At 43.1% G+C, this 20,821-nt stretch carries 23 protein-coding genes; 4 read left to right on the top strand and 19 right to left on the bottom strand.

What is annotated here, in order from left to right; genetic code table 11:
- Positions 1-57 precede the first annotated feature (57 nt).
- Complete coding sequence (locus tag BM043_RS07190; RefSeq protein WP_092790495.1) at positions 58-588, top strand: DinB family protein; 531 nt, start codon at positions 58-60, stop codon at positions 586-588.
- A gap of 51 nt (positions 589-639) precedes the next feature.
- Here BM043_RS07190 and BM043_RS07185 read toward each other — a convergent pair whose 3' ends face one another.
- From BM043_RS07185 to BM043_RS07175, 3 genes are all read right to left on the bottom strand, one after another.
- A complete protein-coding gene (locus tag BM043_RS07185) occupies positions 640-1,002 on the bottom strand; it encodes an RES family NAD+ phosphorylase (protein ID WP_394332994.1) in 363 nt (120 codons plus the stop codon).
- Between the two features lie 102 nt (positions 1,003-1,104).
- A complete protein-coding gene (locus BM043_RS07180; protein WP_092790242.1) occupies positions 1,105-1,572 on the bottom strand; it encodes an antitoxin Xre/MbcA/ParS toxin-binding domain-containing protein in 468 nt (155 codons plus the stop codon).
- 55 nt (positions 1,573-1,627) lie between these two features.
- Positions 1,628-2,107 carry a GNAT family N-acetyltransferase gene (locus BM043_RS07175; RefSeq protein ID WP_092790240.1) on the bottom strand — a complete coding sequence of 160 codons (480 nt, stop codon included), beginning with the start codon at positions 2,105-2,107 and terminating at the stop codon, positions 1,628-1,630.
- Positions 2,108-2,175: 68 nt separating this feature from the next.
- Here BM043_RS07175 and BM043_RS07170 point away from each other — a divergent pair, with 68 nt between their 5' ends.
- Positions 2,176-2,952 carry a type III pantothenate kinase gene (locus tag BM043_RS07170; RefSeq protein ID WP_092790239.1) on the top strand — a complete coding sequence of 259 codons (777 nt, stop codon included), beginning with the start codon at positions 2,176-2,178 and terminating at the stop codon, positions 2,950-2,952.
- Here the strand turns inward: BM043_RS07170 and BM043_RS07165 are convergent.
- The gene (locus BM043_RS07165; protein ID WP_092790237.1) at positions 2,949-3,614 is read right to left on the bottom strand and encodes a peptidoglycan DD-metalloendopeptidase family protein; all 666 of its coding nucleotides are present in this window, start codon (positions 3,612-3,614) and stop codon (positions 2,949-2,951) included. The two genes, BM043_RS07170 and BM043_RS07165, sit on opposite strands and share 4 nt — an antisense overlap.
- Positions 3,615-3,709: 95 nt before the next feature.
- Between BM043_RS07165 and BM043_RS07160 the strand changes: the two genes are divergently transcribed.
- A complete protein-coding gene (locus tag BM043_RS07160; protein ID WP_092790235.1) occupies positions 3,710-4,663 on the top strand; it encodes a pyridoxal-phosphate dependent enzyme in 954 nt (317 codons plus the stop codon).
- 1 nt (position 4,664) lies between these two features.
- Here BM043_RS07160 and BM043_RS07155 read toward each other — a convergent pair whose 3' ends face one another.
- From BM043_RS07155 to BM043_RS07095, 13 genes are all read right to left on the bottom strand, one after another.
- The gene (locus BM043_RS07155; RefSeq protein ID WP_092790233.1) at positions 4,665-5,087 is read right to left on the bottom strand and encodes an outer membrane insertion C- signal; all 423 of its coding nucleotides are present in this window, start codon (positions 5,085-5,087) and stop codon (positions 4,665-4,667) included.
- A 47-nt stretch (positions 5,088-5,134) separates the two neighbouring features.
- The gene (locus BM043_RS07150) at positions 5,135-6,187 is read right to left on the bottom strand and encodes a Gfo/Idh/MocA family oxidoreductase (protein ID WP_092790231.1); all 1,053 of its coding nucleotides are present in this window, start codon (positions 6,185-6,187) and stop codon (positions 5,135-5,137) included.
- A complete protein-coding gene (locus BM043_RS07145; protein ID WP_092790229.1) occupies positions 6,187-6,813 on the bottom strand; it encodes a response regulator in 627 nt (208 codons plus the stop codon). Before BM043_RS07145 ends, BM043_RS07150 begins: the two co-directional genes overlap by 1 nt.
- A 36-nt stretch (positions 6,814-6,849) precedes the next feature.
- Positions 6,850-7,605: a sensor histidine kinase gene (locus tag BM043_RS07140; RefSeq protein ID WP_092790227.1), complete on the bottom strand. Its 756-nt coding sequence runs from the start codon at positions 7,603-7,605 to the stop codon at positions 6,850-6,852.
- Positions 7,598-8,359, bottom strand: coding sequence for a hypothetical protein (locus BM043_RS07135; protein WP_092790225.1), 762 nt, complete (start codon positions 8,357-8,359; stop codon positions 7,598-7,600). The genes BM043_RS07140 and BM043_RS07135 overlap by 8 nt, the downstream gene beginning before the upstream one ends.
- 13 nt (positions 8,360-8,372) lie before the next feature.
- Positions 8,373-8,741, bottom strand: coding sequence for a molecular chaperone DnaK (locus BM043_RS07130; RefSeq protein ID WP_092790223.1), 369 nt, complete (start codon positions 8,739-8,741; stop codon positions 8,373-8,375).
- A gap of 142 nt (positions 8,742-8,883) precedes the next feature.
- Positions 8,884-11,403 (bottom strand): cytochrome c biogenesis protein CcsA, encoded by a 2,520-nt coding sequence (gene ccsA / locus BM043_RS07125; RefSeq protein WP_092790221.1) that lies wholly within the window; start codon positions 11,401-11,403, stop codon positions 8,884-8,886.
- Between the two features lie 23 nt (positions 11,404-11,426).
- The gene (locus BM043_RS07120; RefSeq protein WP_092790219.1) at positions 11,427-11,843 is read right to left on the bottom strand and encodes a cytochrome c maturation protein CcmE domain-containing protein; all 417 of its coding nucleotides are present in this window, start codon (positions 11,841-11,843) and stop codon (positions 11,427-11,429) included.
- Between the two features lie 101 nt (positions 11,844-11,944).
- Positions 11,945-12,190 carry a CcmD family protein gene (locus tag BM043_RS07115; RefSeq protein WP_092790217.1) on the bottom strand — a complete coding sequence of 82 codons (246 nt, stop codon included), beginning with the start codon at positions 12,188-12,190 and terminating at the stop codon, positions 11,945-11,947.
- A 2-nt stretch (positions 12,191-12,192) separates the two neighbouring features.
- Positions 12,193-12,894, bottom strand: a complete 702-nt coding sequence (locus tag BM043_RS07110) for a cytochrome c biogenesis protein (protein WP_262481161.1) — start codon at positions 12,892-12,894, stop codon at positions 12,193-12,195.
- A gap of 98 nt (positions 12,895-12,992) precedes the next feature.
- A complete protein-coding gene (locus BM043_RS07105) occupies positions 12,993-14,321 on the bottom strand; it encodes a dicarboxylate/amino acid:cation symporter (protein ID WP_092790213.1) in 1,329 nt (442 codons plus the stop codon).
- A gap of 11 nt (positions 14,322-14,332) precedes the next feature.
- Complete coding sequence (gene aroC, locus BM043_RS07100) at positions 14,333-15,418, bottom strand: chorismate synthase (protein WP_092790211.1); 1,086 nt, start codon at positions 15,416-15,418, stop codon at positions 14,333-14,335.
- Positions 15,418-16,863 (bottom strand): BatD family protein, encoded by a 1,446-nt coding sequence (locus tag BM043_RS07095; RefSeq protein ID WP_092790209.1) that lies wholly within the window; start codon positions 16,861-16,863, stop codon positions 15,418-15,420. The genes aroC and BM043_RS07095 overlap by 1 nt, the downstream gene beginning before the upstream one ends.
- Before the next feature lie 114 nt (positions 16,864-16,977).
- Here BM043_RS07095 and BM043_RS07090 point away from each other — a divergent pair, with 114 nt between their 5' ends.
- Entirely contained in the window at positions 16,978-17,166 is a 189-nt protein-coding gene (locus BM043_RS07090; protein WP_092790207.1) for a hypothetical protein, read from the top strand.
- Positions 17,167-17,205: 39 nt separating this feature from the next.
- On the opposite strand, the gene BM043_RS07085 is transcribed toward BM043_RS07090, so the two are convergent.
- The gene (locus tag BM043_RS07085; protein WP_092790205.1) at positions 17,206-19,305 is read right to left on the bottom strand and encodes a protein-disulfide reductase DsbD family protein; all 2,100 of its coding nucleotides are present in this window, start codon (positions 19,303-19,305) and stop codon (positions 17,206-17,208) included.
- Between the two features lie 54 nt (positions 19,306-19,359).
- On the bottom strand, positions 19,360-20,748 hold the full coding sequence (locus BM043_RS07080; RefSeq protein WP_092790203.1) for a dipeptidase: 1,389 nt from the start codon (positions 20,746-20,748) through the stop codon (positions 19,360-19,362).
- Between the last annotated feature and the right edge of the window lie 73 nt (positions 20,749-20,821).

Here is a 20,821-nt window from a genome sequence, read left to right as displayed (position 1 = left end):
TATTTGATATGACGATTGAAAGGTCGAAATTTAAACAACAAACCAAAAAATATTGATATGAAAACAGTATCCAATACCCTACTTAAAACCCTGCTTTCGGGCTTGATGTTGGTTGCCTTTACTTCGGTTTCGGCACAGACTACTATGGAAGAGTTTATGTCCAAATGGGAGAATAGCAAGCAGTTCACCCTTGACGTGTTGGACAAAATGCCGGATTCAGGCATGGATTATAAAACTGATCCGGAAGCCATGAGCTTCAAAGAGCAAATCCATCACATCGGTTCGGCGGTCGCGGGGATTTCCCAAGGCTATTTGATGGGAGAAAATCCCGAGTTTAGCATCGAACTAGCCACTGCGACTAAGGCAGAATTGGCGGAATATGTAGGCAAATGCTTTGATTATGCAGCCGCAACGATGAAAGCACTTCCAGCAGATAAAGCAGGAGAAGTTATCGAGGTTTTTGGAAATCAAGTGAGCAGAAGACAAGTAATGGCGCTTTTGATGGACCATACAACCCATCATCGGGGAGCGGCGATTGCTTATCTCCGAGCCAATGGAGTGGAGCCACCAGCGTTTGTCGGGTTTTAATTTCATGGATATTTTCATAAAATAAGGCCAGCGATTTTCACTGGCCTTATTTTATTGATTGACTTCAAAACTCACGTCAAAAATGTTCAAAGTTTTTATTCGCTGTGAGAATTCCGAATGAAGTGGATTGATCAAAAGATTGTGATCCTCGGGATAACTACTCAGTTGAATCCGGCATGAAGGGATTTTTAAAACCGGGGAGATCAGTCGTTTTGACCAAATTGTTCCAAACTCCTGTGTTTCTGATGGGTAGGGTCGGCTTTTCCAATTTTCAGGAAGGTGATCGACTTCCAAAACAGGGATTTTTCCCTCAATTTCCAATTCGACCAATTTCCAAGCACTTTTAGTCACTACGCTACCTTTGATACTGAGTAGCTCTAAAAAATTGAGCGAACTCACACAGCAAGCATAAATTATCGGTGTGCCCTAGTGATTCCACCGTCCCGCACCGATACCAAATCCCAAAGGGCTTCTGCCGGGGAGTTTTTCGATCAGTCTAAAATACCTCATCCAATCTTACTGGACTGCGCCCCAGGAAAGCCCTTCCAGCACGCTCTCCACCTGCTCAATCCCGTAAGGATTTTTGAGGAGGTCTACGGGTCGCCGGTCTCCCAAGGAGGAATTTTTGGAACGGAGCCATTCTGAAAACAACTCCTCCGAACCAAAAATCCGAACCCCCAACGCTATAATCTGATCCATATCAAATAAACTTTTGGTAGTGGCTTTGCTTAGCTTTCTGTCTTCTTTGCGCCAGCGAAATAAAGTACTGGGATCGACCTCCATCATCTCAGAAATATCCTGCTGAGTAAATCCCAAATAATCAAAAATTGATTTGGTCTGATGAAAATTAATAGCAAATTGATACACAGCGGCCGGCTCCTCAAAGCTGGAAATCGACTCCTGAAAGAAATAATAGGGCTTTGACTGAAAGCTGATCTCTTCTTTTTTACCGTCTGAAAACGCTATAGTCCATGCCTTTGACATAAAGAAAAATAATCAATTATTTCTTATTTTCAATTTTCAATTCGGACATTTGCAATCACTGTAATAGCTTTTTGATTTCGTAATCCTGCAAATGGGCATTGAGCCAGCCGGCCTCTAGAGTGGCGTCATATTTTTTGTAAAAGTTGATCGCGGGTTCATTCCAGTCCAAGACTTGCCACATCATCCCCGTGCAGTTTTCTTCCAGTGATTTTGCCATCACCCGGTCAAAAAGCAATTTTCCCGCTCCATTACCCCTTTCGGATTCGGTCATAACAATGTCCTCTAAGTACATGCGTTTTCCTTTCCAGGTGCTGTAACGATAGTAATAGATAGCAATTCCGATGATTTCCTGATTTTCATTCTTCTCACAAACAAAAAGTCCAAAAACCGGATTTGCTCCAAAACCGTCTTTTTCCATCATTTCTAAGGTATTGGTTACCTGCTCGGGAGCTTTTTCGTAGAGGGCGAGTTCTTTGATGAGTTCCAATACGCGTGGAAGATCCTCAATTTTTCCTTCTCTGATCGTGTACTTCATTTGATAAATTAAGTTTATTTGGAAATTCTTTTTTAGAAAGCCTAAATTAGTCAAAACTCAGAGAAAGCATGTTTTTAGCCATCGATGCCGGAAATTCCAATGTTGTTTTTGCCCTTTTTGATGAAAAGTCCGGTAAATGGACCAATCAGTTTCGTCTGGAAACCAAAACAAACAAGCTAATCTCTCAGCTCAGTAAGAAAGTCCCGGTTTATTTTTTGGAGCATTCGCTAACTCCCGCAGACATCGTCAGTATCGGAATGAGCTCTGTAGTTCCAGAGATCAATTCAATTTTGATTGACTTTTGTAAAAGTTATTTTGGCAGGGAACCATTTCAAATTACGGAAAAGAGCTATCAAAATCTTCCTATCAAAAGTCTTCGTCCCCAAGAAATCGGAGCGGATCTGATGTGTAATGTCATGGCGGCTTGGGATCGCTACCAAAGCCCGGTGATTATTGTTGATTTTGGGACTGCTCTTACCTTTACGGTGGTGGATGAGGAGGGAATTATTCTCGGGGTGAATATCGTGCCTGGCTTGAAAACCGCGATCAAATCCTTGTTTATTAACACCGCCAAACTGCCTGAGGTAGAACTCAAACTACCCGAATCGGCTATCGGGAAAAACACCATTCATGCCATCCAAGCAGGAGTTTTGTACGGATATACCAGCTTGGTAAAAGGCATGCTGCAAACCATCAGGGATGAATTGAAATCTGATTTTAAGGTGGTGGCCACAGGTGGTTTATCCGCTATTTTGACTACGCTGGAATCTGATTTTGATCAAGTCGATAAGAATTTAACCTTAGAAGGACTACGATTGATTACCCTGAAAAATCAGATTCGCTAACTGTCAAATCCTAGAATTAGGTTAGGATCAGGACAGAGTTCAGCGTAGGTTTCCAGATCTTTTTGCGAAGCCACTCCCGGGAAATCCCCCCAATTACCCATCATATCCCACATCAGCTGAAAGTGCAAATGTGGAGGCCAATCGCCATTTTCTGGATATGGACCCACATGGCAAAGAATTTCGCCTTTTCTTATATGTTGGCCCTCTTTAATTGAATCAAGATCTTTCCGAAAAAGGTGTCCATAGAGGCTAAAAAGTGTCCTTTCTCCTAAATCATGTTGGACAATAATAGTAGGCCCATAGTTTCCAAAACCCGCATTGTCCTGAAAACTGTGAATCACTCCGTCCCAAGGACAAAAGACCGGCGTACCCGCGTCACACCAAATGTCGATTCCTAAATGGATATTTCTAAAATCCGCAATCGCGGTCGCAAAAACCTCAGATCGCCGATAAATTGCTCTTTGCTCCAAGTATCCACCAAAACCAAATTTTTTTTGTGCTGACTGAAGCTGGGAAAAGACAAATTCTGTAAAGCTCGCCGTATGGCTTAGATCGACTTTTTCCAAGGCTTCATTTTGTGGGCTAAAATCCAATTTAAGGGTGTTTTTAGCCGTGAGTTTTTCTCCCATCACAGGATAAAAATCGAATGATTTCCAATTCATATTCGAATAAAACAGTTTTTATTTGGAGTAGAAAGACTTGAAAAAATAAATGGGTTTTTAGAGGACTTTTTCCTATTCCTGCCTATTTTTCCTCTATGAATCAAGTTACATTTCCATCGCTGAATGATATTCGCTTTGCCGCAGTAAGAATTAAGCCATTTACTCATCGCACACCGATTTTGAAGAGTGATGCGATTAATCAAATTGCAGGCTGCAAGATTCTTTTTAAGTGTGAGAATTTCCAAAAAGTAGGGGCATTTAAGGCCCGAGGGGCCGCAAACGCAGTGATGAAACTAACTGATGAACAAAAAGAAAAAGGAGTAGCGACCCACAGCAGCGGAAATCATGCCGCTGCTTTGGCCCGTGCGGCAAAAGTAGCAGGAATTCCAGCTTATATCGTGATGCCCTCCAACGCCCCGGCGATCAAAAAGAAAGCCGTCAAAGGCTATGGAGGGGAAATCATCGAGTGTGAACCCACGCTTGAAGCTAGGGAGACCACTCTAGATCAGGTGGTGAAAAAAACCGGAGCCACTTTTATTCCCCCCTATGACCACTTGGACGTTATCGAAGGGCAAGCTACTTGTGCGCTGGAGTTTCTGGAGGATCAACCTGACTTGGATATATTGATGGCACCTGTTGGAGGGGGGGGCTTGTTAGGAGGAACTGCTTTGTTAAGTCATTATTGGGATGAGGATATCGAGATTATCGCAGGTGAACCGGCTGGGGCAGACGATGCTTACCGCTCTTTTCATGCTGGGAAAATCATCCCACAGACCAATCCAAAAACCATAGCTGATGGCTTGTTGACTTCATTGGGCAAGTTAAATTTTGAACTCATCCAGCGCTATGTTGATGATATTCTTTTGGCCACCGATCCCCAGATTATCGAAGCTATGCGCTTGATTTATGAGCGGATGAAAATAGTCATCGAACCTTCCTGTGCGGTACCTTTAGCGGCACTATTGGCAAATAAGGACAGGTTTGCAGGGAAAAAGGTGGGGATTATTCTTTCCGGAGGAAATGTGGATTTGGAGAAGCTTCCCTTTTAGATTAACGGAAGGTGTATTTAAACCCAAAACCTGCTCTGAAGTAACTGCTATAGTCACTGGGAAAGACCGGAGTAGCTTCCAAAACCAATCCCAAGTTCTTACTTCCTCCGAAAGGTTTAACAAGGAGTCCGAAAGGAATGCCGACATAAAAATCATTATCCCGGCGATTATCCCAGATTCCCAGAGCCATTCCTAGGTAAAAATTGACATCTTCTTTTTGAACCAAATTATACCCACCCATCAGTTCTAAATCAATGTCTCCTCCGGTGCTGATTCGCCCTTCCCCAAACAAGGGTTTATCCGGATTAGAGCCGATCGTAACAAAGGTATTTGAGCTGAACATATTGACTCCCGCACTGATTTGAGCCTCAGCCAAAAGTGAAGTGAACGTAAAAGCGAATAAAAGAACTGCTAGCTTTTTCATTGTTGGTTAAGTTTTGGAATTTTTTTCCCAAAAACAGAACCAAAATCTTACCAGGCACCCTCTTCTCTTAAAATTTTTCTTCCTTCGTGGGCACTTTGAAAAGCTGCCTCAATGATCTTGAGTATGCTGATGGCTTCGGAGAGCTTTACCAATGGTTTTTCGCCTCGGAGAATTTGATCTGCTATATTCTGATAATATACCCTATAATCTCCATTTAAAGTCGGATAAGCGATGGTTTCATTTTCGAGATAAAGGATCCCCCATTTTTGCGAAGGTTCGACTCCCCAATGCTCTCCTTCGGGTTTTTCGCCAGCTTTGAAAGCAGCTTCCTGCACATCAAGCCCAAATTTCTGATATGAGCCTTTTTCTCCCAATAGCAAAAACTTCGGTGTGGGGGCATTGACCATCACTCCAGCGGTAGCTCTCACCTTGAGATGTCCATAATCCAGCATGATGTCGAAATAATCGTCAGCTAAAGCTTGGCTACGCTGCATGCGAATATCCGCAGATACAGATATTGGACTTCCAAATGCCAGGACCATCTGATCGATCAGGTGAGTTCCGAGATCGTAGGTAATCCCGTTTCCCGGGACATTTTTTTCCCGCCAGTTTTCGCTGATTTGCGGTCTAAACCGATCAAAATGTGACTCTAGGTAAACGATTCTTCCGAGAAGATCTTGTTGAATGATTTGTTGTAGGGTCTTAAAATCCCCATCAAACCGTCGGTTTTGAAATACCGAACAGAGTAAATTCTTTTTCTCAGCCAAATCAAATAGCTCCTCAGCCTCTTTCGAAAAAATGGTAATTGGCTTGTCCACCACTACGTGTTTTCCTGCCTCCAAGGCCATTTTTGCCATTGGGAAATGAAACTCATTGGGCGTGGTGATCACAATAAGATCTGCACCATCCTGCTCTATTAGGGATTCTAAACTTCGGTAGGTTTGGACCTTCGGATATTTTTTTTCGCAGTTATTGGAGTTTCGTTCGACCACAGCGGTAAGTTCCAATTCCGGGCAAACCTCAATCAGTGGTGCGTGCATTTTTTCTGCTACAGCGCCAAAACCAACAATTGCTGTACGTATTGGGGAAAAGAGTTTCATCACAGGTTCATTTCGTAGGCTTTGTTGACTAACTCTACCCGGGAATTTACACCGAGTTTATGGTGGATATTTTTCCGGTGAGTTTCTATAGTATTTTGGCTTAGTCCCAGTTTTTTTGCGATTTCTTTATTGGTAAAGCCATCTTTGACCAGCGTAATGATCTGAACTTCCCTTCTGGAAAGTTTGTATTTGTCGCGAAAAGAATCATAAAAAGCGTTGGGTCTGGCCTGCTCGATAATCCGATCAAAGTTGATCACGTGGCGGCCTTCATATACCTCATGAATCGTAAAAACCAACTCGTCTGGATCGGCATCTTTGAGGATAAATCCGTCAGCCCCTTTGTCTATGGATTCTTTAAAGATTTTTTCCTCATCGTACATGGATAGTACGATTACTTTTGTTTCGGGATGTTCTTTTCTGATATGATCCAAGACGCCAAAACCATCCAAAACTGGCATATTGAGATCAGTCAAAACTACATCTACTTCATGGTCTTGGGTAAAATCTACCAACTCCTGCCCATTGGCAAAGACGCCACGAATTTCAAACTCAGGGTGTTCTTCCAAAAGACCTTCTATTCCTTTTGCAAAGAGGGTGTGGTCGTCGGCTATCGCGATCCGGATCATAAGTATAAGGGTGAGCCTGAAATTAGCCTTATATTTTTAATTTGGCAAAAAGAGTTTGATTTCGGTGCCTTTTCCTGGGGTAGAAGTCACCAGAAATTTCCCGCCGATAGTTTCCATCCGTTTTTTAAGATTGTACATCCCGCTGCCTTCTGATTTGACGGAGGTATCAAAGCCCTTTCCATTATCCGAAATATGGATCTGGTATTCCCCTGGATTTTGTGGGATATTTACCTCGATTTTGCTGGGAGAGGCATGTTTTATGGCATTATTCAGGCACTCTTGAATTACACGTATCAGGACTAGTTTTTTGTCTTTGGGAAAGGAGGGCTCCTTTCCGTTAGTATGAAGTGAGGTCTCGCAAAAACCGGTTTCCTGTATTTTTTGAAGTTGCTGGGAAATAAAATCCTGAAGAGACATGGATTCCACCCAATCCAGATTTAGAGTTTTGGAAAGACCCCTGACCTCGGTGATGATTTTGGTAATGAGATTTCTTCCCTCAGCTTGTTTTTCGGGTTTTGATGAGCCTAAATAGAGCTTCGAAAGAGAAAGCAATTGACCGATATTATCATGCAGCTCTCGGCCGATATGGGTGAGGGTTTCCTGTTGGATTTCATTTTCTACGTTAAGTAGGGTTTTTTCAAATTCAGTCTGAAGCTGATTGATTTTTTGTTTGTTTTGGACTTGGCGCTGCCGGTGCAGCACGACCATGGCCACGACAAATGAACTCATGATTGCGCCAAGAAAAATCCCTCCAAAAATGATCAGTAGTATTTGGCTTTCCTGCTCAGTCATAGGAGATGGTGTATGATGGTTTTTTGAAAATTAGCGAATGTCCCATGGTCAGTGTAAAAGTGATCATGATCAGCGTAAACATAAAACGAAGAATAGTATACAAGGCACTCAATAACTCAGGTTGGGTTGCCCAGAGGTAGTTAAAGGCGATTTGAATCAAAAATACCATCGAATAATAAAACAAAATAAAGGTGACTTGCCAGAATGAAAACTCCCGAAGTAAATCCATATCCATTAGCTTGGGATTGGTCAATAAATCCATAAAAAATAATCCGCATGAAATAATGATACCCCCGTAAAACAAAAAAAAGATCATGGGCTGACTATTGATAATGGGTAAAACTCCAGACAGCTCTAAAATGAGAGCGACTCCAGTGATGGATATTATCAATCCGGCTATAATTCTTTTTAGCAGGGGATTTTGAATTAAGTTTCTAATCAAAAGCAGGAATAAAATACTCCCAAGTTGATTGCTGAAAATAGTATAAACCCAAACATTATAGAGTTTTCGAGGATAGTTTGGATAGAAATAGTCATAAATAAATCCATTCCACTCTCGATTAGTATTGGTCAAGCTGCCCAAATGCTCATAAAAAAATACCAATATCATTATCCCAAGAGGGTATTTGAAAAATTTGAGCCTCCGTTCTTCCTTAGGCAAGGTCCAATAAAGAAAAAATGATAGGACGGTGAGCACTTTTACCGCTATCAAATACCATTCTGAGGATAAAATAAATTCTATTAAAAAATCCATTCTCAATTATTTTTTAAAAGCAGTCAGGAGGGCATTGTTTTCCTGAATTTTCAAAATCACCTTCCTCATCATCTCCAATCAGTCCCGCGTCTTTGATCGGCTTCATCACAATGGTCAATCTTCCCTCGTATTCATCGGGATTATTGGGATGATATTTTTTTGCAGTTTTTTCGGAGTATTCTGTGATGAAAAATTGAATGCCACCTTTCTCGGGATCACTCCCGGCTTGAGCGAGCACCCGCTCCATGGTTTCTCGAGTAAAAAAGATCCAATTGGTTTGATCATCGATTTTTCCATTTTTGTTTTTGCCGGGCTTTCCTTTCTTGACTTCTTTGTCATACTTGCCCTTCATTTCTAAAAAGTCCTCTTTTGAGATTTTCATATCTTATTGGTTAGGTAAAACGAATTGAAAATATAAGACTTTCTTTTGATTAGAAATTGGATTTTTTGATGAATAGTTTTATCAAAATGAAAAAAGGAAAGCGTTAAACTTTCCTTTTCCTTAGATTAAATGGACGGCTGAATTATTCCAGCCCTTTGTCCCGCATTTTCTTAAATTCATCAAATCTTCGGTAGATCGCTACCGTAAATCCAACCAACATCAGAATCGAACCGATCCAAAGTACATTGATGTAGGGTTTGACGATAGCCTTCATGACCACGTAATCTTTTTGGTATTGATTGACTTTGAAAACAAACTGGTCTTCCTCGGGAATGATATTGTCCAAGGTCACTTTGATGCCTAATTCATTATCGACCACAGGAAGTTTACCCACTTGATTATTTCGGATAATGAATGTCGGTTCGAGGGTTTTTTCCACATCATAATCCAAGATCCGAAGTTTGGCTTTGACTGCCACATCTCCTTCCTGAAGGACATAATCATCGATCTCTGTCAATACTTCAGCACCATCAAAATACGTCACAAAATCTGCCACATGGAATTGCTCTCCCGGTGAGACCTCATAGAATTCATCATCTTTCCATTCGGGATCTTCATAATCGTTCATGGCCGCAACATAGGTGTACAAGTCGCGATTCAGGTATATTTTTGAATCCGGAGAGGAAATCAAGCCACCCATTCCTTCATTAAATTGGGACATGGGATTCAGCGAAAATTTCAATACTTCATTTTGAAAATAATCAATCTGGAAGTAGTCATTTTCTTCCAATACCAAATTGACTTTATCGCCTTTTTTGAAATAATCCTTGTAGTCTTCCAAAGCAATCGCTTCGTTGACCTGGTCTGTGGATTCTAAAATTTTCGCTGGAACTAGCTCATTTATACCCACCACTTTCTTTTGTCTGCCGCGATAAATCACGGTGTAATCTTTCATTTGCGTCGGCTTATTGATCCAAAGCAGGACGTGTTCCTTATTTAATTCATCCTCCCAGCTATTGCTATAGGTCAATCCGGACATATTGATCGAGATCGTATCTGAATAGCCGGAGCTGAACATGATTCCGATGAGGACCATTCCCAATCCGATATGCGCCAAAGACCCACCGGCTAGCTTGAAAGTTGATTTTTTTAAGAGTTTGGATAAAATCACCGCATTGGCTACGATGGTAAACGTACCTGCCAGCACAATAATCATGTATCGCCAGTCATAGACTTTTGCTAAAACGATAATGGCTGCCGAGAGCAATACTGAAATGATATACGGAGTCAAAAGGGCATCCTTCAATGCCTTTTTATCCATTTTTTCCCACCAAAAAAACTGTCCCACGGCTGTCAATAGTGATAGAGCCACACCGAACCAAAGCTGGAATTTGGTATAGAACTCCACTTGATCTGCTGGCGGTGCCATATTGGAGATTCCTCCGAAGCTTTCCACCAGTGCATTCCAAGCGGGAATCGAAGTAGGCAAAATCACCTGAAATCCCATAAGCCCCAAAGTAGTCGCACCAATGAAAATCCAAAATTCGCGGGAATAAACAGACGCTTCTCGCTCCGAACTCGGAATGTGTTTCCAGGAGCGGATGGCAAAAAACAGCGAAACGGCAAGGAAAAAAAGCATATAAATCAAGAGCTGCCCCGAAAGCCCCAAATCTGTAAAGGAGTGTACCGAAGCATCTCCCAAAACTCCTGATCGGACCAAGAAAGTAGCATAAAGCACCAAAATGAAGGATAAAATCACCAACACGATGGAAGTCTTAAGTGCGGTGCTACTCTTCTTATAGGTAATCATGGTATGCACAGAAGCCACCAAAATCAACCAAGGAACATAGACGGCATTTTCGACAGGATCCCAGTTCCAATACCCTCCAAAATTCAAAGTAACATAGGCCCAATAGGCTCCCATCAAAATACCCATTCCGAGAACCATAGCTGAGAATATAGCCCAAGGCAAAGCAGGTCTGACCCACTCGGAATAGCGCTTTGTCGCTAATCCTCCGATCAAAAATGCAAATGGAACCAATGTCGAGGCATAACCCAAAAAGAGCGTTGGTGGGTGAATGACCATCCAGATATTTTGAAGGAGTGGATTCAAGCCTGTCCCATCCTCAGGAATGAAATCTGGGTTCATCTGAAATATCGGTGCCTGTGTGGCATCCCGGAGCAGAATAAATGGAGAACTTCCGATTTTCAAATCACCAATCACCACACCCATAATCATGGATACCAAAAAGGCCTGAACGAGAGCAAAAACGATCATAACTGGGGCTTCCCAGGCTTTGTTGGTGTGAATAAGAGTTACTCCTAGAATGACATTCCAAAATATCCAAAGAATAAATGCTCCTTCTTGACCTTCCCAGAAACTGGAAATCATATAGTGGACAGGCAGTGCCTTACTGGAGTGAGAATAGGCGTAAAAATATTCGAATCGGTGATTGTAAATAATCTCAAATAATGAAAATGCAATCATCACACTGGAAACAGCGTGAATATAGAAACTGACTCTGCTAAAGCGTCTCCAACTTGCTTTTTCTAGTTCATTTGCTTTGTAGTATTGGTAATAGGCATAAGCCGACACCAAAGCACTGACAAAGGCCACAATGCTCATCACATGGCCTAGATTACCGATAAAGGTATTGATCATGGTTGTTTGTTATAGCTTCTACTTCACATTCCCGCCGCCTGCACGTCCGTTTCCTGATACTTAGAGGGACACTTCATCAGGATTTTATCTGCGATGAAAATCTCATCTGTTTTATATTGGCCGATCACGACTACGGATTCGGACCGGGTAAAATCTGCGGGAACGGGTTCATTGTAAAACACTTCCTGCTCAGTGCCTTCATTATCCACTAAGACAAAGGTAAAGGAGGTTTTATCTTCTCGTACATTGAGGCCTACGACCTCTCCGCCTGTGTCTTTCTTCAATTGACCCACGACATGGATGGCATTTTCATTGCCGTCTTTTTTCATTTCCATTGCCGTATTGAAGGATTCATAGCTACTCGCATCACCGATTGAGGTCATGATGATCACAATGGCGATGGCTATGATTCCTATTCCGATGAGATGTCCTTTTTTCATCTGTTTATAATTTGTTTTTTAGTGGTCAGATGGAATCTTCGCATTTTTCCTCGATATAATGTGTGTCGCTTGGGTCATGCTCGATTTCATGGTATTTCGTATTAATTAGCCGATAGGCTTTTTTCGATTTTGCTGATTTTACGCTCAGTATAGATCAAGTATCCGGTGATGCCGATAAAGATAAGCCCGATGATCCCAACCAACACGTAGATTTTTCCATCTTCACGCATTTTGTCGGCCATCTCGATTTGATTATTGTTATAATCCGATTCGGTCACCTCAATTTTCTCTTGGGCGATAGCCTGAAGACTAAAGACGAGTAAGAATAATAATACTAGTTTTTTCATTTTTAGGAATTAATCAATTTGTCCTCAATCGTCCTTTCCACTCTACGCATTCTGACCCTTACAGTTGCTATCCATGCTCCTAAAAGCGTCCATCCGATGATGGCGGGATAAAATACCATTCGGAGTTTAGAATCGAGATCGTATGCGTTGAAGCCGGGATTACCGCCATTTCCGGGATGAAGGCTATCTGTCAATCGAGGCAAAACGAATATGAGGGGAATAAATGCCGCAAAAGCAAAGATGTTGTAAATCGCACCGATCCGCCCGCGCTGCTGGGAATCGGTGAGGGAATTTCTTAAAATCAAATAAGCAAAATACATCAAAAGCCCGATGGCCGATGCGTTTTGCTTGGGATCTCCGCTCCAATAATCACCCCAGGTGAATTTGGCCCAAAGCATCCCCGTGGCAATTCCCAAAACACCGAAAAGAATGGCTGCATTGGTAAATTCAATCGCCATATCATCGTGTTGAAGATCATTGCTTCGCAAATAGCGGATACTGTAATAAACCGAAACAACCAACATTAAAATCATCCCAAACCACATCGTCACATGAAAATGTAAAGCCCGAATGGTTTCATTCAAAATCGGCAAGCGAGGAGCGTCCATAAGCAGTCCCGCAAAGATCGTGTACAGCAGCAATGCGATAGCTAAGATTTTCCACCAGGATTGGCGCATAGGTAATTTTTGCTTTTTCAAGCGCAAAAATAAGCTATAAGTTCCTGAAAATGGTGCTTTTTATTACAAAAGGTGAAGGCCAGGCAATGATCAGCCTGGCCTTTGATTCTTGTCAAAGTAATAGCTTATTCGTTTGGCGTCAGAGGATTGCTTTTTCTGATCAGCCCGTCAGGCAGTTCTCCCTCCGTACTCGCCACAATCGTACAGACCGTAGCGTCTCCAGTGACATTCACCACCGTCCTAAACATATCTAAAATCCGGTCTGGAGCAATAATCAGGGCGATTCCAGCTGCTGGAACTCCGATGGATTCCAATACAATAATCAGCATAATCAATCCTGCACCGGGTACACCAGCAGATCCGATAGAGGCGAGAGTTGCTGTCAATACGATCATCAATTGCTGCGTCCATGTCAAATCCATTCCCAATGCCTGAGCGATAAAAACCGCAGCTACACCTTGGTATAAGCTCGTACCGTCCATATTCACTGTCGCTCCCAGAGGAAGCACAAAACTGGAAACCTCCTCCGAAACTCCGATTTCTTCTTCCACTTGCTTCATGGTTACCGGTAGGGTTGCCGAACTCGAACTGGTCGAAAAGGCCAAAAGTTGGGCGGGCCGAATAGCTTTGAAAAAATCCAGGTAAGGAACCTTGGTAAAGGCTTTAAGAATCAGTGGGTAAACAAGAAAAACCATGATGCCCAATCCTCCGACTACGACCAAACTATATTTGAGCAGCGCTAGGAGCAATTCTATCGCCGAATCCGGATTATCACCTGCAATCTCTACAATCAATGAGGCCATCAATGCGAAAACCCCATATGGAGCAATCATCATGATATAATTTACAATCTGGATAATTACATCGTTTAGCCCGTCAAAAAAAGCGATGACAGGCGCTCCTTTTTGCTTTGGGATTTGTAGGAGAGCTATTCCGATAAGAACTGCAAAAAAGACTACCTGAAGCATGGCGCCATTGTTGGATGCGGCCAAAAATACATTTTCAGGCACGATATCCACTATGGGCTGCAATGGGCTTTGCTCCTGAAGCTTAGCGGCCTCTCCAACTCGAGATCCAGCATCTCCTTCATAAAGGCTCATCAAGTTTTCGCGAGTTTCGGTAGGTAGACTTTTTCCCGGCTTAAAGACATTAACCAAAACCAATCCGATCGTCACAGCCAAAACTGTTGTAATTAGATAAGCACTGATGGTTTTTCCTCCGATTCGGCTGAGTTTGGAGATATCTCCGAGATTGGAAACACCCACGATCAGTGAGGCCAGAACCAATGGCACAGCGATCATTTTCAGGGCATTGATAAATATCGTCCCGATGGGTTTGATGTAATCGATGGTAAAGGAATTGGGCAGGTCAGTTTTGATGACGACTAGCCCGAAGATCAAGCCTAAAATCAGGCCGACAATGATCTGAGTATGTAATGGGATTTTCTTCAGCATGAAGCCAGGGTTTATATATCTCGAAGTTTATTGCTTTTTGCCAACAAAAGATAATCCGCAATGACTAAAGCGGCCATTGCTTCCACGATTGGTACTGCACGGGGTACTACGCAGGGATCGTGTCGGCCTTTTCCGCTGACCGTGACCGTATCGCCGGATTCATTGAGGGATTCCTGATCCTGCATAATGGTGGCGACAGGTTTGAATGCTACGCGAAAGTAAATATCTTCTCCATTGGAAATTCCACCTTGGATTCCGCCGGAATGATTGGTTTTGGTTTTGACTTGTTCTCCTTCTCTTACAAATGCATCATTGTGCTGGGATCCCCTCATTTTGACTCCTTCGAAACCACTTCCAAATTCAAATCCCTTGACGGCATTGATGCTGAGCATGGCTTTGCCGAGTTCGGCGTGAAGACGGTCAAAAACGGGTTCTCCGAGGCCGACGGGTGTATTTTCGATTACACAGCTGACCACTCCACCAATGGTATCGCGATCTTTTCGTACCGAATCGATCAATTCGATCATTTGTTCTGCCGTCTTCGGGTCAGGGCATCTGACCATATTATTTTCGATCTCCGAAAAATCCAGCTCCTGATAATTTTTACCAAGCTTAAGTTCACCTACCTGAGAGACAAAGGCGGTGATCTTAATGCCTTTTTTCGCAAGTAGCATTTTCGCTATGGCACCTCCGGCAACCCGGGCGGCAGTTTCTCGGGCTGAACTGCGTCCACCACCTCGATAATCCCGAATTCCATATTTTTCAAAGTAGGTATAATCTGCATGGGACGGACGAAATTTGTCCGAAATATGGGAATAGTCTTTACTTTTTTGGTCTGCATTTCGGATGATAATTCCGATAGGCGTACCCGTACTTTTTCCTTCAAAAACACCGGAAAGAATTTCGATTTCGTCCTCTTCCTTGCGTTGGGTGGTGATTTTGGATTGTCCAGGCTTGCGCCGCTGCATTTCTGATCGGATAAACTGCTCGTCGATTTCCAGACCGGCAGGACAGCCTTCGATCGTGACCCCTAGCGCTACTCCATGAGATTCCCCAAACGTGGTGATTTTAAAAAGCTTCCCAAATGTATTCCCCATTATTTTCTTCGTATGATTACCACTGCCAAAAAGACCACCGAGGCCAAGAGAAGCAGGTTAATTGCGGCCGTAAAATAGTATTTATATTGCTCGTTTAAAAACCTGTTGTCTTCACTGGCTATGCGATCGTAAATTCCTCCCAATCTTCGGTTAGAAATCGCCTGATTTACTTTGCTTTCACCCACGGCTTGAACGATAGCGGTAGGTCGCAGTGTATCATAAGCTTCCATTTCCGGATCAAAGTAAATCCATTCCAAGGTATTTCCCAGATCAACCTCGCCTGCTTCATTGATCGTCATGAAATAATTGAATTCTTTAATTCCAGATACTCTACCGTATCCGCGATTGATTTGCTGCCTGACATTGGGATCGAAGGTGTCCAGGTTTCTGCCGGGGAGTAGTTTTGGTGGGGAAATCGCATTGATGTTTCCCACTCCGGAGATTCCAAAACTGTAATTGAAACCCTCTCCCGTCTCTACTTCGAGTTCGGTGATATTTTCCCTAAGCTGATATTCGCCCACGGCGACTTCATTTCGCAATGGATGAGAAGGCAGCGGTTTAACGCTGACAGTTTTTGGAGCTGAGTAGAATGTTTTGAAATCTTCCTGCCGGTTGGAGCCAAAAAAGCTTGGGTTTTTAGCAATCCGATATTTGATCATTTCCCAGGGGATACTTGGGATATCAATCGTGCCCTCCGAAAAAGGATAAAATGTGGCCTCATACACTTTGTACCGAACCCATCGCTTGCCATTAATCATGACTTGCTCAGGGTCAATATTGGAGATATTATAATTTTCCTCCCAAGCATTGGTAGGTTTGATTTGCTTTAGGACTTCATCAAGCTGCTCTCCCGGCCTGTGGAAATTAAAAGGAGCCTGATTGGTCTCAGACATATAAAAGGCCAAGGTCATATTAAAGCCCTCTCCGGCATACACGGTGTCTTTGTCCACCGTCACCGAAAAAAATGCCTCATCATCCAACTCAATGTATTCCGGTTCTTCCTGACTTCTGTTGAAAAAATCCGAAAAAGGATCTCTTGCATTTCCACTGGACCTACCGCTACTGACCGGGTCTGTTACGGTGATCGTTTTACCATCAAAGTCAAAATTTTGCCCATTGATCTCAATACTAAAAGCCGGAAGGGTAAATTCCCCTTTTCGGCTAGGTTTGTAGTATTGAATGATACTGTTGGAACTCGTCACCTGACCATTGATTACATTCATGGATGAGGATTGAGATATTCCTTGTTTTTGGAAGCCGGGGATATCCGGAAATTGATCGTAGGACTTGATTTTTTCATTGGCCACATTTATCTTAATGGTGAAAGTTTCATTTAATCCGATCTGATCGGGACCCAATTCTACTTCCACCTCCTGTGCGAGGAGTTCTCCGAAAAAAAAGGAGAGCACGAATACCAATAAAGAAGATAGTAGCGTTTTACACATGATGCGAAATTAAGGATAATTCCAATTTGGGAGTCCTAATTTTACGTAACATTGGAGGAAAAGCCTCCGTATGGAAACTTAAATTCAGTTAATAAACCCTAAACTCTTTAGACTATGATAGAATACGTAAAGACCATTTTGCAAAAAGTAAGCTTCTCCAAGTATTTATTTGAGCGGGAGTTGCGAAAAGGCCTAAGACTTATTTTACCTACAGAAGTCGAGGAATTTAGAGATTGGTGTTACCAGATGTTTGGTAAAGTACACCAAAGCATTCTCAACCGGTATTTTCAGCCGGCCATTTGATCTAAAATTTCAGCCCTGCCTTTAAAAAGCAGGGCTTTTTTAATTTCTTTTTTCAAATTCAGCTTTTGCTCCATCCAAGTATTCCACAAAAGCCTGAATATCGGTATCATAGGCTCTTGGCTTAGCTACCAGTTCTTCATTATGATCCAAAATCACATAGTAAGGCTGGGCGTTATTTTGGAATCGAGTGATCTGAAAATCTGCATTTTGCTTGCCCATGGTTTTTTTGACTTTGCCATCATATTCGGACGTGTACCATTCTTCCTCAGGCAGCTCGAGTCGCTCATCTATGTAAAGTGCGACCATCACAAAATCTTCTTTCAATCGGCTCAATACTTCCGGATCCACCCAGACATTTTCCTCCATTTTTCTACAGTTGACACAACCGTGACCAGTAAAATCCAAAAGCAATGGCTTATCAGCTTCCTTGGCCGCCCGTAGTGCCTGCTCGTAGTCAAAGTAGCCTTTGATGCCATGAGGGATTTCCAAAATATCGGCGTATTTCACCGGTTCATCCAGAATATAGCTGCCACTTTCCCCTGTAGTGGAAATCGCTCCCATTTTAAACTGCTGCGTACTCATCGGAGGAAGATAGCCACTCAGGTATTTGAGAGGAGCGCCCCAAAGTCCCGGAATCATATAGACCACAAACATAAAAGTAAACAGTGCCAATAGAAGACGTGGTACCCCAATGTATTCCAGTTTTGAATCGTGCGGCAAGCGGATTTTTCCCAATAAATACAAGCCCAAGGCTCCGAAAATCACAATCCAGATAATCAGGAATATGTCCCGATTCAAAATTCCCCAGTGATAAACCAAATCGGCAATCGAAAGGAATTTGAAGGCCAAAGCCAATTCCAAAAAGCCCAAAACCACCTTGACCGAATTGAGCCAACCACCGGACTTGGGCAATCGGTTCATCCACTCCGGGAAAATGGCAAAAAGCGTAAAGGGAATCGCAAAGGCCAAAGAAAAGGAAAACATGCCCAAAACAGGCTTGATCAATTCCCCTCCTGCGGAGGAAATCAAAATCGAACCCACAATCGGTCCTGTGCAAGAAAATGAAACCAATACCAGGGTGAAAGCCATAAAGAAAATTCCGGTCAAACCGCCCTTCTCTGCTTTGGCGTCCACTTTATTAACCAATCCGGAGGGCAGGGTGATTTCGAATAAACCTAAGAAGGCTAAGGCAAAAAAGATGAAAATTCCAAAGAAGAAGAGATTGGGAAGCCAGTGTGTTGCCAGCCAATTGGCAAACTCAGGACCCTGAATCGCTGCCACTGCAGTACCAGCAATCGTGTAGATTCCGATAATGGAAAATCCGTAAATAAAAGCCTGCCGAATTCCAGATGATTTGCTTTTCGCCCTTCCGGTAAAGAAACTCACCGTCATCGGGATCATCGGAAATACACAGGGAGTCAGCAGCGCAGCCAATCCTGCCAAAAAAGCCAACACCATAAATCCCCAGAGGCTTACATCACTTTCTCCATCCGGTTCAAAATCAGTCCTTGCAGCCAACTTATCCGTTTCGATTTCAGTTTCATCAAAAAGAGGTTCAGCTTCTGTAGCTTCATTGGGATCTGGGATAGCGTCCTGTGTCGGTTCCTCCGAAATGCTGTCCACATCCTGACTGGGCGACGCTGAAGTTTCTTCGCTCGGGGATGTAGTAAAAGAAAACGAAATATCCTCTTCGTAATTGATGCATTGACCGGTGAGATCGGTACACATCTGATATTCCAAAACCCCGGTGATTGTACCTGAATTTTTGATCAAAATCTCCTGCTCAAAAACTCCTTCCTCGGTAAAATAAGTGATGTCTCCTTTCCAGACTTCGTCGTATTTTTTCTTTGCGTCAACCTCCTTCAGCGTCCCTTCTAAGGAAAAAGAATCCGATTCCTCCAAAATCAACGTCGTAATCAAAGGCCCCAAATCCGGATCAAAATCCGTCCCATAGACATACCAACTCGCTGGAATTTTAGCCTCAAAAATCAAAGTGGTCTTTTCTCCGATGCGGGGTTTTTCCGGTGATAAACTCACCTTCCACTCCGGAGGAGAAATGATTTGCGCCTCCAACTTGGGTGATAAAAGTAGGATAGATGCAAGAATCAGGCTGGAGACCCAAGAGAAAGAAATTTTCATACCGAGCGTTTGGCTTTTTAGGACAAAGGATTTTTGAATGGGCTTAGTTCCTATTTAGGCCTCACTTAATTTTCTGAAATGACGGAAGAATGCAGCAATCGTCTCAATTCCGATGAAGTAGTTTTGAACGCCATAATGCTCATTGGGCGAGTGTAGCGCATCCGTATCCAGTCCAAAACCAAATAAAATCGGATCCGAACCCAATTCTTTTTGAAATAAGGCCACAATTGGAATCGATCCCCCTTCCCGCGTTGGAATCGGTCTTTTGCCAAAGGTCTCCTCCATCGCAGCTTCCGCTGCCTGATAGCCGATCGAGCTGTCGGAAACCACTGCAGGCGCTCCTCCATGATGACTTTTCACTTTTACCTTGACTGATGCCGGAGCGATGGATTTGAAGTGATCCTCAAAAAGTTTGGCGATCTCTTTCCAGTCTTGATCCGGTACCAGACGCATGGAGATTTTTGCATAGGCTTTGGAAGGAAGGACCGTCTTCGCTCCCTCGCCCGTATAGCCTCCCCAAATGCCGTTGACGTCCAAGGTAGGTCGGATGCCGACGCGCTCGATGGTGGTGTAGCCTTTTTCACCGTGAACTTCATTGATGTCCAACTTGGATTTGTATTCTTCTAGGTCAAAGGGAGCTTCATTTAAGCGGCCTCTTTGCTCGGCAGTCAGTTCCTGAACTTTTTCATAAAATCCCGGAATAGTGATGTGCTCGTTTTCGTCTTTCATCGAGGCAATCATCGAGCAGAGCACATTGATCGGATTGGCGACTGCTCCACCGTAAGTTCCCGAGTGCAGATCCCGATTGGAGCCGGTGACTTCGACTTCCATATAGGCCATTCCCCGCAATCCCACCGTGATCGAAGGATCCTGCATGGAAATCATGTGGGTATCAGAAATCAAAATGACATCGGATTTGAGTTTTTCTTTGTTTTCAATGACGAATTTGTCCAGGTTGTCTGAACCGACTTCTTCCTCCCCTTCGATCATAAATTTGACATTGCAGGGCAATTCTCCTGCTCCCATCATCGCTTCAAAAGCTTTGACATGCATGTAAAACTGTCCTTTATCATCGGCCGAACCCCGGGCAAAAATGGCACCCTCAGGGTGAGTCTTGGTTTTCTTGATCACCGGCTCAAAAGGCGGAGAATCCCAAAGCTCATAAGGGTCAGCTGGCTGTACATCATAATGTCCATATACCAAGACAGTAGGAAGATCGGGATCGATGATTTTTTCTCCGTAAACAATCGGATAGCCGGCTGTTTCACAGATCTCTGCGGTATCGGCGCCGGCTTTGATCAGGCTTTCTTTGACAAAATTAGCGGCCCTGAATACCTCGTCTTTGAATTTTGGGTCGGCACTGACCGAAGGGATTCTGAGCAGGTCTAGCAACTCGTTTAAAAAGCGTTCTTTATGGTCTTGGATAAATTGATTGACTGACATTCGATCGTTGTTTTGTTAAAGCGTTCAAAATTATCGCTTTCGCAAGGAAATGCCTATTTTCCGCCGATCTTTT

The sequence above is a fragment of the Algoriphagus hitonicola genome (assembly GCF_900113375.1).
Lineage (GTDB): Bacteria > Bacteroidota > Bacteroidia > Cytophagales > Cyclobacteriaceae > Algoriphagus > Algoriphagus hitonicola.
The sequence above is the reverse complement of the archived record's forward strand: the minus strand, read 5'-3'. Positions and strand labels throughout refer to the sequence as shown.